Annotated in this window: 8 protein-coding genes; 6 read left to right on the top strand and 2 right to left on the bottom strand. The window is 73.3% G+C overall.

Features of this window, described 5'->3' with window-relative positions:
* Positions 1 to 87 precede the first annotated feature (87 nt).
* From ACIQPR_RS08805 to ACIQPR_RS08785, 5 genes are all read left to right on the top strand, one after another.
* Positions 88 to 564, top strand: a complete 477-nt coding sequence (locus tag ACIQPR_RS08805; RefSeq protein ID WP_362976663.1) for an Lrp/AsnC family transcriptional regulator — start codon at positions 88 to 90, stop codon at positions 562 to 564.
* Between the two features lie 19 nt (positions 565 to 583).
* Entirely contained in the window at positions 584 to 1,261 is a 678-nt protein-coding gene (locus tag ACIQPR_RS08800) for an HAD family hydrolase (RefSeq protein ID WP_403644079.1), read from the top strand.
* A 70-nt stretch (positions 1,262 to 1,331) separates the two neighbouring features.
* Entirely contained in the window at positions 1,332 to 3,503 is a 2,172-nt protein-coding gene (locus ACIQPR_RS08795; RefSeq protein ID WP_403644076.1) for a hypothetical protein, read from the top strand.
* Between the two features lie 182 nt (positions 3,504 to 3,685).
* Positions 3,686 to 4,390, top strand: coding sequence for a class I SAM-dependent DNA methyltransferase (locus ACIQPR_RS08790; protein ID WP_403644073.1), 705 nt, complete (start codon positions 3,686 to 3,688; stop codon positions 4,388 to 4,390).
* A 54-nt stretch (positions 4,391 to 4,444) separates the two neighbouring features.
* The gene (locus ACIQPR_RS08785; protein ID WP_403644070.1) at positions 4,445 to 6,256 is read left to right on the top strand and encodes a SpoIIE family protein phosphatase; all 1,812 of its coding nucleotides are present in this window, start codon (positions 4,445 to 4,447) and stop codon (positions 6,254 to 6,256) included.
* 32 nt (positions 6,257 to 6,288) lie between these two features.
* Here ACIQPR_RS08785 and ACIQPR_RS08780 read toward each other — a convergent pair whose 3' ends face one another.
* A complete protein-coding gene (locus ACIQPR_RS08780) occupies positions 6,289 to 7,770 on the bottom strand; it encodes an MFS transporter (protein ID WP_403644067.1) in 1,482 nt (493 codons plus the stop codon).
* A gap of 275 nt (positions 7,771 to 8,045) precedes the next feature.
* On the opposite strand from ACIQPR_RS08780, the gene ACIQPR_RS08775 reads away from it, so the two are divergent.
* Positions 8,046 to 8,945 carry an amidohydrolase family protein gene (locus ACIQPR_RS08775; protein ID WP_403644065.1) on the top strand — a complete coding sequence of 300 codons (900 nt, stop codon included), beginning with the start codon at positions 8,046 to 8,048 and terminating at the stop codon, positions 8,943 to 8,945.
* Between the two features lie 61 nt (positions 8,946 to 9,006).
* Here the strand turns inward: ACIQPR_RS08775 and ACIQPR_RS08770 are convergent, their stop codons facing one another.
* Positions 9,007 to 12,405, bottom strand: coding sequence for a BTAD domain-containing putative transcriptional regulator (locus ACIQPR_RS08770; protein WP_403644062.1), 3,399 nt, complete (start codon positions 12,403 to 12,405; stop codon positions 9,007 to 9,009).
* Positions 12,406 to 12,418: the final 13 nt, after the last annotated feature.

Below are 12,418 nucleotides of genomic sequence, written 5' to 3'. Positions count from 1 at the left end.
ATCGGGCGGACTGGCTCAAGTGATGCCTCGATCGCTGATCCATTGGCACAGTGCATTGTGATTGAGCCATTGGTACAGTCGGGCCGCATGAGCGTGGACGAACTCGACACCCGCATCCTGCGGCTCCTCCTGGAGCAGCCGCGTACCAGCGTGCGCGAGTACGCCCGGCTCCTCGGCATCGCCCGGGGCACCCTCCAGGCCCGGCTCGACCGGCTGGAGCGGGACGGGGTGATCACCGGTACGGGACCGTTCCTGTCCCCCGCCGCCCTCGGTCACCCGGTGCTCGCGTTCGTACACATCGAGGTGACGCAGGGGCATCTCGACGAGGTGGGGGACGCGCTGGCCGCCGTACCGGAGATCGTCGAAGCGTTCTCGATCACGGGTGGCGGGGATCTGCTCACCCGGGTCGTGGCGCGGGACAACGGCCATCTGGAGGATGTGATCCAGCGGCTGATCAGCCTGCCGGGGGTGGTGCGCACGCGCACCGAGATGGTGTTGCGCGAGCGCGTCCCGCACCGGTTGCTGCCGCTGGTGGAAGCGGTCGGCCGCGCGGCCGGGAAATGATCCTTGGCATCCTGATGCCATGAGCAACCTCGGCGGCCTCTCGGTCATCTTCGATCTCGACGGAACACTCGTGGACAGCGAGCCGAACTACCACGAAGCGACCCGGCAGACCCTCGCCGAGCACGGCGTCCCCGAGTTCACCTGGGCGCAGCACGAACGCTTCGTCGGCATCAGCACCCAGGAGACCCTGGCCCTCCTGAAGGAGCGGCACGGTCTGAAGGCGCCGGTGGCGGAACTGCTCGCGGAGACGAACCGCCGCTACCTGGCGCTGGCCCGGTCCGCCACGCACGCGTACCCGGAGATGCGCAGGTTCGTGGAGCTGCTGGCCGCCGAGGACGTGCCGATGGCCGTGGCCTCGGGTTCGTCGCCGGAGGCCATCGAGGCGATCCTGACGGGCACCGGGCTCGGCGCCCTGCTGCGGACGGTGGTCTCGGCCGACGAGGTGGCGCACGGCAAGCCCGCGCCGGACGTCTTCCTTGAGGCGGCCCGTCGGCTCGGGGCGGCTCCGGCCGACTGCGTGGTCCTGGAGGACTCAGCGGTGGGCGCGGCGGCGGCGCACGCGGCCGGTATGCGCTGCATCGCGATCCCGTACGTGACCGCGCAGGCCGACGCCCCCGAGTTCGCCACGGCGGGACTGCTGCTGCGGGGCGGTCAGGCGGAGTTCGGGGCGCGGGCGGCGTACGACTGGCTGGCGTAGCACCGGGACACCACGAGGTCTGCGGGAAACCCGAATGCGCCCGCTTGTTCGGTTCTGGGAGCATGTCGGAATGATCGACCGACTCGAACCGCTGGTCATCCGGCACACCCTCCGCGTCCCCACGCCCACGGGTCCCGCGGGTGAAGGCGCCGCCGTCGCGCGGCAGTTCGACGCCGTGCTGCTGTCCGTGGGCTTCAAGCTCTCCCCGGAACTGCTGGAGCGGCTGTCGGGGCTGGCCGGGGAGACGGTCGCCGGGATCGCCGCACGCACCCTGCGGACCGTCCGCGAGCTGGTCGGCGACCACGTCCGGCACAACGCCTACTTCGTGGACTTCCCCGCCGGCGTGCCCGACACCGCGGACTTCTGGATGGCGTGCGTCGCCGAGGCCTTCCGCGACGAGGAGACTCCGGCCGCGACGCTCCAGCAGCTGCGCACCGGCGTGGTCGACCTGCTCGCCCTGCCGACCTACGGCAGGTACCAGCACACGTACGCCGAACTGCTCGCCGCCCAGGACGAGTTGATCGCGGCGGCGGGCGACCGGATCACGGTGCTGCACGCGGGCGGCGACACGGCCGGTGAACTCACCGCTCTGTACCTGGCGTTGGCGGGCAGCGTCACCCCGCTCGGCGAGGAGCACCTGCGTGATCTGCGCGCGCTGGCCGAGCGGTGCGCCGACGGGCCGCAGCCCGAGGCGATCCCGGTCCGGGAGAACCGCGCGATCGTCAACCAGGCCCGGATGGCGGCCGGTCGGAAACCGTTGCTGGACACGGTCACCGATGTGCTGCGGCTGGCCTGCGCCCTCTCGGACGGCGATATGACGCTCGCGGAGCCGACCCGTTTCCGGTCGCTGTCGCGTCCGGTGCGGCGGACGCTGCTCGCGGGTCTCGACGCGGTGGTCGACGCGGCGCCCGCGAAACTCGCGGACGTGGCCGGGTACCGCGAGGAGTGGAAGCGGCTCGGTGAGCGGCTGCATCCGCACGAGTATCCGCGGTGGCCGCATGCCGCCGAGGTGTTCGCGGTCGCGCGCGGCGAGCGCAAGGCGCCGTCGTTCGAGGGCCGGGTCGAGGAACTCCTCGGGGAGAACGACGTGTTGGGGGCGGTGCGGCTGCTGAAGTCCGCGCCCGGCAAGCTGTTCCGGGCGCTGGACCGGCTGCTGCGCACGGCGCTCACGCAGGAGGAGCGGGACGCCGTGGTGGCCGCCGCCGGGGAGGTCGTGCCCGAGGTGTCCGGCCGGGTGGTGCTGTCGGTGCGCGAGCATCTGCACAACCGGGCCCGGGAGACCGGGGAGTTGCGGGTGTTCGTGAACCGGCGCGGCCGGGCGTGGGTGACCGACGACGAGCGGACGATCGTAGGGCCGCACGAGCGGGAGCGGCTGATCGCGGTGCTCGACGAGGACATGCGGCGTCGACTGCCTGCTCCGGAGCGGCTGTTGATCGATCCGGACGTGCTCGACGTGGCTCTGCCGTTGAGCGGGAAGGCGACGGCGGCCGGGCTCGGGGTGCTGCCGCGCGGGTCCGTGTCGGCGGTGGACGGCGAGTTGCTGCGCTTCTTCGTGTACTGGAAGGAGAGCGAGCGGCGGACCGACTTCGACCTGGCCGCGCTCATGCTCAACGCCGACTACTCGACGGAGGGTTGGCTGTCGTACACCGCGCTGACGGCGGTCGAGGGTGAGCACTCCGGTGACATCGTCGAAGCGCCGGACGGGGCCTCGGAGTTCATCAATCTGCGGCTGGGCGCGGTGCGCGGGGCGTTCATCGTGCCGCAGGTCCACATCTTCGCGGGCGAGGGCTTCGAGGAGGTCGAGGAGTCGTTCTTCGGGTTCATGCTGCGTGAGGGCGAGCAGAAGGGGCGGCCGTTCGAGCCGCGTACCGTGCGGATGAAGTCGGAGCTGCGCGGTGCGGGGCGGGTCGCGCTGCCGCTGGCGTTCCTGCGCGGCGAGGACGGCCGCTGGCGGGCGAAGTGGCTGCACCTGTACCTCAAGGGCAGCCCGTCGGCGAACCGGGTGGAGGAGAACCGGGTGACGGTGGCGAACCTGCTGCGCGGCATCGTGGAGCGCGAGCAGCTCACCGTGCGCCATCTCGTCGGTCTGATGACCGGGGAGGCGACCGAGGTGACGCTGTGGGACGGCGAGCGGATGCCGGAGGGGCCGGTCACCTACGTCGGAGTGGCCCGACCGGACGGGCTGCCCGCGGGCTCGCGGGTCGTGACCTTGGAAAATCTGCGCGACCTGATCCCCGCCTGACTGCTAACGTCGGCCGTGGCGAGGCCATGGACGGGCTTCCTTCTCATCCTCCTTGATTCCAGTCCGTCCGCTTTCCTCGCCCTCGACGTGGTGTGCGGGGCGCCCCAGGCGCCCCGCACCGCGTTCTCCCTCTCCGCTCTTCCCCTCCAAACGCGCATTCCGCACTTGTGGGACAATCCTCTATGCGCGGACGAAAGGCCACTTCAGTGAGCAGAGCGAACGACGGGGCCGACTACGGCAGCCTGCGGCTCGACCGCTCGGGTCAGGCCGAGGCCTTCGACGCCATCGGGGAGCGCTACGACGAGGCCTTCCCGCACAAGGAGGGCCAGCTCGCCGCCGGTGACTGGCTGGCCGCGTCCCTCGGTCCGGGCTCCCGGGTGCTGGACCTCGGCTGCGGGACCGGTGTGCCGACCGCCCGCCAGCTGGCCCGGGCGGGCTTCGAGGTCGTGGGCGTGGACCTGTCGCGGCGGATGGTGGAACTGGCCTCGACGTACGTCCCGGAGGGCACGTTCCACCAGCTGGACATGGCCGACCTGCGCCCCGGCGGCCCCAGTGACCTGGGCCGTTTCGACGGGGTCGCCGCGTTCTTCTCGCTGCTGATGCTGCCCCGCGCGGAGATCCCCCTCGCCCTGCGCACCATCCACCACGTGCTGCGTCCGGGCGGGCTGTTCGCCCTGTCGATGGTGGAGGCCCATGTCGACGACTTCGCGATCCCCTTCCTCGGCAACACCATCAGGGTCTCCGGCTACCTCCTCGACGACCTGCACAGGATCCTGGACACCGCGGGCTTCGAGATCGTGAAGGAGAGCTCCTACACCTACGCCCCGGCGGTGGCCGACGTGCCGCCCGAGGAGCAGGTCTTCCTCTGCTGCCGACGGCGCGACTGAGGCCGTAGCAACGACCCGGCGGCCCCGGTGCCGCACCAGTGGACGGGACGAAGCGTGACGGAGCAGCACAGCCCCCGCGAGGGCCCCGCCGGAACCGCCCGGCGGGGCGGTCCGGCGAGCGGTCCGGCGCCGGGTCCGGACTGGAACCGGGCGCCCCTCGCCGCGGCGCCGCAGACCGACCGGCTCCAGTACCTCGATGTGGCGACCCGGCGGATCGCCCGCGGGATGGACCTGGACGAGACGCTGCGGGAGCTGCGGTGGGCGTCGGTGCCCGCCTTCGCGGACGCGATCGTCATCCACCTGCACGATCCGCTGCCCGTAGGGGACGAGAAATCGGCCGCGCCCGTCGTGCTGCGGCTGCACAGCATCGACCGGGCGCCCGAGGCGCGGACCGCTCTGCTGATGCCGCACGCCGAGTACGCGGACGTGACCGACCGGGTACAGCCGGTCATGGACGGCCGGCTCGCGAAGCTGCTGCTGGCCGGGCAGCCGGCCTTCGGCGACGCGGCGGACATCGGCCCGGCGGTGGCCGAACTGCTCGGCCCCGCCGCGAGCGCGCCCGGGACGCTGCCGCCGGGCCGGCGGCTGATCGTCGCCCCGCTGCACGGCCGCCACCACGTCATGGGCACCGTCGTCCTGCTGCGCCGCCCCGACCGTCCCGTCTTCACCGCCGACGACCTGCTGGTCGCCTCCCAGCTCGCCACCCACACCGCGATCGGCGTGCAGAAGGCGGTGATGTACGGCCATGAGGCGTCCGTCGCGGACACCCTCCAGCACACGATGCTCCCGTCGTCGCTGCCCGAGCCGACCGGTGTCCAGCTGGCCAGCCGCTATCTGCCCGCGTCGAAGACCGCGCAGGTCGGCGGGGACTGGTACGACGCGATACCGCTGCCCGGCAACCGGGTCGCGCTGATCGTCGGCGACGTCATGGGGCACTCCATGACCTCGGCCGCGATCATGGGCCAGCTGCGCACCATCGTGCAGACCCTCGCCGGACTCGACCTGCCCCCGCACGAGGTGCTGCACCACCTCGACGAACAGGCCCAGCGCCTGGGCAGCGACCACATCGCGACCTGCCTCTACGCGATCTACGACCCCATCTCGCACCGCCTCCTGATGGCCAACGCCGGTCATCCGCCCGCGGTCCTGCTGCGCCCGAACGGTCACGCGGAGGTCCTGCGGGTCCCGCCGGGCGCCCCGATCGGCGTCGGCGGAGTCGTCTTCGAGTCGGTGGAGATGCCCGCGCCCACCGGCACCACCCTGGTGCTCTACACCGACGGCCTGGTCGAGTCCCGGGACGTGGACGTGGGGACGGGCGTCGAGTCCCTGCGCACCCATCTCCAGTCGACCCGGCACGGACACCGGCTGTCCTCGCTGGAGCGGCTGTGCGACCGCATCCTGGCCGCGCTGGCACCGGGCCCCCGCGACGACGACATCGCGCTGCTGACCGCCCGCTTCGAGGGGTTCCCGCCGGACAGCGTCGGCTACTGGCACCTGGACCCGCATCCGCTCACCGCGGGCCAGGCCCGCCGGCTGACCCGCCGGGTGCTGCGCCGCTGGGGCCTGGACGCCCTGCTGGACCCCACGGAACTCATGGTCAGCGAGGTCGTCACGAACGCCGTACGGTACGCCTCGCGGCCGATCTCCCTACGGCTGCTGCGGACCGACGTGCTGCGCTGCGAGGTGACCGACGACTCGCCGCAGGTGCCCCGGATGCGGGAGTCGGATCCCGGTGACGAGGGCGGGCGCGGACTGTTCCTGGTGGACCGGCTCGCGCAGCGCTGGGGGGCGACGCGGCTGAGCACGGGCAAGGTGGTGTGGTTCGAGCAGCGCATCCCCAAGGTGCCGCCGTACCACGGCAGTTGACGAACATGCCGCAGCAGCAACGGACTTGACGCTCAGACCGGTCCGACTCCCGTGCCGCCCTTGAGGCGTTCGAGGTCGGAGGGGCGGACCTGGATGACGACCACGGCGATCAGCGCGGCGACCACGGTGAAGATCGCGGCCGTCACGAAGGCGGCGGACGCCCCCGAGGTGAGGACCTGATCGCCCCAGGTGCCCGGGAGTTGACCGGTGCGCTGGAAGCGGAGGCGTTCGGCCGGGGTCGCCTGGGACAGAAACGCGGGGATCTGGTCCTTCGCCTCGTTCCTGCTGGCCGTGCCGAACATCGTGACCAGGATGGACAGTCCGAGCGAACCGCCCACCTGCTGCATGGCGTTGAGGAGTCCGGAGGCCGCGCCGGTCTCCTGGACAGGCACGTCGGAGAGCGCCATCAGGGTCAGCGAGACGAACTCCATGCCCATGCCCAGGCTGAACACCAGCATCGGGCCGAGCACACTGCCCGCGTAGGTGGAGTGGACGTCGGTCAGGGTCAGCCAGGACAGGCCCCCGGCGGCGAGGATCGCGCCCACCACCATGAACGGCTTGGGCCCGTAGACCGGCAGGAACCGTGAGGCCAGGCCCGCGCCGACCGCGATCACGGCACTGACCGGCAGGAAGGCGAAGCCGGCCATGAGCGGGCTGAAGCCCAGTACGTCCTGCACGAAGAGGGTGAGGAAGAAGAACATGCCGAAGATCGCGGCGGACAGGCACAGCATGATCGCGTACGTGCCGGCCCGGTTGCGGTCGCGGAACATCCGCAGGGGGGTGATCGGCTGCCGCGAGCGCCGCTCGACCAGCACGAACGCGGCGAGGACGACGACGGCCGCGCCGAACGAGGCCAGCGTGAGCCAGTCCCGCCAGCCCTCCTGGGCGGCCCGGATGAAGCCGTAGACCAGCAGCACCATGCCCACGGTGGAGGTCAGCGCGCCGGTGATGTCGAAGTGGCCCGGGTGGCGTTCGGACTCGCGGATCCAGCGCGGGGTGGCGAGGACGATGAGCAGTCCGATGGGCACGTTGACGAAGAGCACCCACCGCCAGTTCAGCCACTCGACGAGGATGCCGCCCATCAGCAGCCCGATCGCGCCGCCGCCCGCCGAGACCCCGGCGAAGACCCCGAACGCCCGGTTGCGCTCGGGTCCTTCGCGGAACGTCGTGCTGATGAGGGCGAGTGAGGTCGGCGAGGCGATGGCGCCGCCGACGCCCTGGAGGGCACGGGCGGCGAGGAGTTCGCCGGAACTCTGGGAGAGCCCGCCGAGCAGGGAGGCGACCACGAAGAGCAGCACGCCGAACACGAACACGCGCCGTCTGCCGAGGATGTCGCCGGCCCGGCCGCCGAGCAGCAGCAGTCCGCCGAAGGTGAGGGTGTAGGCGTTGACGACCCAGGCCAGGCCGGTGGTGGAGAAGTCCAGCGCGCTCTGGATGTGCGGGAGCGCGATGTTCACGATGGTGATGTCGAGGACCACCATCAGCTGGCAGGAGGCGATCACCAGCAGCGCCATGGTGCTTCCGCCGCCCCCGGTGTCCGGGGTGGCGGTCCGCGCTGGGCTTGCCTGCCGAGGTCCGCTGCTCATGGTGGGTCGCACTCGCGAGAGGTCGGTGGACGTCCTGCCCACCGGATGCTCACCGTTCGACCGTACGCCCGGCCCCCGCCGCCCACCACTCGATCATCGGCGGCGCAGCGGCTAGGTTCACACATGACAGGACATGGGGAGAGACCATGGGTGACCGTGGTCGTCGTCGACGGCACACTCAACGCCCTGGCGGGAGAAGCGACATGACCAACGTCGACGTGCACCAGCATCTGTGGACCCCCGCGTTGGTGGCCGCGCTGCGCGCCCGCCGGGAACCGCCGTATCTGGACGGCTGGACCCTGTTCCTGGACGGTGAACCGCCCTTCGGGATAGCGCCCGCCGACCACGACATCGCCCGGCGCGCGGAACTCGCCGCCGCCGACGGTCTCGACCGGGTCCTCGTCTCGCTGTCGGCCCCGATCGGCGTGGAGTGGCTGCCCGCCGCGGAGGCACGGCCGCTGCTCGACGCCTACCACGACGGCGCCGAGGCGCTGCCCGAGCCGTTCGGCGCCTGGGCCGCGGCCTGTGTGCGGGACATCGACGCGACGGCGACCGCCAAGGACCTCGACCGCGGCTTCGCCGGTCTCCAGCTGCCGGCCGACTCCCTTGCCGACGGGGCGGGTTACGAGCGCTGCGCCCCGCTCCTGGACCTGCTCGAAGAGCGCGGACTGCCTCTCCTCGTGCACCCGGGGCCCGCGAGCGGCTCCTCGGCGGACCCCGGCTGGTGGCCCGCGATGGTGCCGTACGTCCAGCAGATGCACGCCGCCTGGTACGCCTTCCGCGCCTTCGGCCGGCCGCGCCATCCCCGGCTGCGGGTGTGCTTCGCGCTGCTCGCCGGACTCGCCCCGCTGCACGGGGAACGCCTGGCCGCCCGGGGCGGCGGCCCCGCGCGGGCCGACCTCGGAGTGTTCGTCGAGACCTCCTCCTACGGCCCGACCGCCGTCGAGGCGATGGTCCGCGCCCTCGGTGTGAACGCTGTGGTCCAGGGCTCGGACCGGCCCTACGCCGAGCCGCCCCGGCACCCCGGCCACGGACTGGGCGGAGCGGCGGCGTACGCCTTCCGCATCGCCAATCCACGCAGACTCCTGACCGGACAGGGGTGACGGGCCCGCTCCTGGCCCTTCCTGCGCCTCTCCCCCTTCCTACGCCCGCTCCTCGCCCTTCCTACGTCGCGAACGTCCGGCGGGACGCGTGTGCCGCCGCCAGGGTCGCCGCCGCCTCGCGGGCCCGGTCGGCCAGGTGGGCCGAGCCCCAGGCGTGGGCGATGCGCTCGGCCAGCGCGTAGTGCTCGGCCGCCGGACCGTCCTCGCCCAGGAGCCGGTAGAGGTCGGCGAGGGCGTGGGCGTGGGGGCGGGTCGCGTAGGCGGCTCCGGCCGCGCCGGCGAGCTGGTCGCGGACCGGCAGCAGCCGCGGGACCAGTGCCGCCGCCATGGCCGTATCGCCGTGCAGCACGGCGAGTTGGGCGCGGAAGTCGAGCTCCAGGCCGTGCAGGTGATCGGTCACGGGCTCGGGCGGGCAGCGCACCGCGAGTGATTCGTCCAGCCTGCCGAGGCGGGCCAGGACGAGTGCGAGCGCCACTCCGACGGGGGCGCCGACGGTCTCGTACACCGCCCGCATCACCGGTTCGATCTCGGCGACCCGGTCCTGGGCGAGCCGGACGGTGGTCAGTCCCAGGGTGTGCAGTCCGCGGGCGTGGTGCGAGCCGACGCGGCGCAGGAGGACGTCGGCCTCGGCGTAGCCGGCCTCCGCCGCGGCGAAGCGGCCGGTGACCGTCGCGAGCATGGCCGAGGTCGTGACGCCCAGGCCCTGGGCCCACACCATGCGGTAGCGGTGCGCGAGTTCGAGTCCGAGCGCGGTGTGCCGGCGTACCGCGGCGGGGTCGTTGAGCGCACCGGCGGTCATGCTGTCGAGGTGTTCGCAGACCCAGTGGTAGGCGGGCAGGTCGTGCGCGTGGGCCAGTCGGCGGAGTTCGACGACCAGCGGGGTCCGCGCGGCGGCCTGGGTCTCCAGCGGCAGGAGCCTGGCCGAGGTCATCAACGCGGCGGCGAGCAGGCGTGGTTCGCCGCCCGCGCGGGCCAGCGCCAGTTGGGTGTCGGCCGCCTCCAGTGCGCGGGGCGCGTTCTCGGCCGCCACCGCCTCGACGTAGACCTGGAGGACCCGGGCGCGGGTGGGGTCGTCGAGGCCGGGATCGCGGGCGAGGCGTTCCAGGCGCTCCAGGGTGGTGCGGTCGTAGAGGCCCTCCAGTCTGCTGCGCCAGGGCGAGGGTTCGGTCCAGGCGCCGTAGACGGCGGCCACCAGGTCGCCCCGGTCGGCCTGTTCGGCGAGTTCGACGGCGCGCCGTCGCGTGCCGCGGGCCGCGTCGGTGGAACCGGCCCTGATCTGCGCGCCCAGCAGTCGCACCAACAGGCCTACGGCGTCGTCGGGTTGAGCCGGACCGGGGGCGGCGGCGCGGGTCTCGATCGCCTGCTGGATCAGGTCCACGGCCACGTCGTGGGCGTAGCGCCGTTCGGCCGCCTCGGCGGCGCGGAGCGCGTAGTCGACGGCGAGGGGCGCGTGCGCGGTGCTGCCGGAGTGGGCGAAGTGGTGGGCCAGGGCGGCGAGTTCGTGCGGCCGGTGGTGGCGCAGCGCCTGCGCGACGCGGGCGTGGAGGCGGGCCCGGCGCACTCCGGACAGGTCGGTGTACACGGTGTCGCGGACCAGCGCGTGCACGAACCGGACGCGTCCGGGGCCGGATTCGGTGAGCAGGTCGGCGGCGAGGGCGGCGTCGAGGCCCTCCAGTACCGTGTCCTCGTCGGTGTCGGCCGCGTCGACCAGGACGGCCGCGTCGGCCTCCAGCCCCACGACCGCCGTGAGCCGCAGGGCCGCGCGGGCGGTGGCGGGCAGCAGCGCGAGCCGTCTGCGCAGCACGTCGCGCACGCCCTGCGGGACCTCGGAGACGGCGACGAGGGCGCCTTCGCCGGCCAGCAGCCGGGCGCTCTCCAGGACGTAGAACGGGTTGCCGCCGGTCCGTTCGGCGAGGGCCGTGACCGTCCACGGGTCCACGGGTTCGCCGCACACCGCGTCGACGACGGTGGCGATGTCGTGCGGGGCGAGACCGCCGAGGGCGACGCGCCGGGGTGCTGCGGGAGCGAGGTGGGCGAGGGTCTTGCCCAGCCGCTCCCCCGTTTCGGCGGGCCGGTAGCTGGCGACGGTGAGCAGGGGTACGCCGGTGACGGCGGACGCGGCTTCGAGCAGGGCGAGGGTCTCGCCGTCGGCGCGGTGCAGGTCCTCCAGGACGACGGCGAGGGGGAACGCGCCGGCCGCCGCGCGGAGCCAGGCGGCGAAGGCGCGGTGCATCCGGAAGCGTCCGGCGGTCGCCTCGTCCCGGGTGGTGACGGTCGCGCTGTCCTGTTCGCGCAGGAGCGCGGCGAGTTCGGCGGGGCGGGTGGGCGGCAGTTCGCGGGCGAGTGCGCCGAGGGCCTCCGTCCAGGCCCAGGCGGGTGGCGCGCCCTCGTACTCCGGGCACCGTCCGAGGACCACGGTCCATCCGGCCGACCGCAGTCGTCCCTCGACCCGCCCGAGCAGCGCGGACTTGCCCGCGCCCGCCTCACCGGTGACCAGTACGACACCGCCCCGCCGCCGGGCGGCCCGCGCCGCGGTGTCCACGGCGCGCAGTTCGCTGTCGCGGCCGACGAAGAGGGCGGGCCCGGTGCGTGCTTCGGTGCCCTGGCCCAGGACGGGTCCGGCGTCCCGTCGGTCGGGCAACACGCTTGCGCGGGCCGGGAGTTCACCACGGACCGGTACCGGTGCATGGGGGCGTACGTGTGCGCGCAGCACTTCGAGCCGTCCGTTCAGGACCGCCTGTTCCAGTTCGGCCAGGGGCGGGCCGGGGTCGCAGCCGAGTTCCTCGCGCAGGACCCTGCTCGCGCGCCGCAGCGCGGCGAGCGCGTCGGCCCGTCGTCCGCAGGCCCACTGGGCGAGGGCCAGCAGCCGCCATCCCTCCTCCCGCAACGGGCTTTCCCGTACGAGGAGTTCGGCGGCCGGTACCGCCTCGGCCGGGCGTCCGGTGTGCAGATCGGCGGCGACCGCGAGTTCGCGGGCCTCGGCGCGCAGCGCGGTCAGGCGGGTCGCCTCCGGCTCGGCCCAGGGCTCGTCCGCGTGCTCCGCGAAGGCCGGGCCGCGCCACCAGGCGAGCGCCTCGGCGAGCAGCGCGCGGGCCTCCTCCGCCGGGGCGTGCCGGGCGCGGGCCACCCGGGTCTCGAAGCGCCAGGCGTCCACCGCGTCCTCGGCGAGCCGCAGGGCGTAGCCGGGCGGCGAGGTGACCAGCACGGTCGCCGGGGTGCGCGGCGGCCGGTCCGGTTCGAGGGCGCGGCGCAGATGGGACACGTAGGTGTGCAGGGAGACCGTGGCCCGGTTCGGCGGTGCCCCGCGCCACAGCGCGTCCGTCATCCGGTCGACGGGCACGACGGTGCCTCGGGCCGCGATCAGCAGCGCCAGCACGGCCCGTTGACGTGGCGCGCCGAGCGCCACCGGACGCCCCTCGTCATCGGCGCCCAACGAACCCAGGACTCGAATACGCAGCACGGCGCGGGAATCT

Origin of the sequence: Streptomyces sp. NPDC091280, from assembly GCF_044768565.1 — a bacterium.
GTDB lineage: Bacteria > Actinomycetota > Actinomycetes > Streptomycetales > Streptomycetaceae > Streptomyces.
This window is presented reverse-complemented; position numbering and strand designations above follow the sequence as displayed.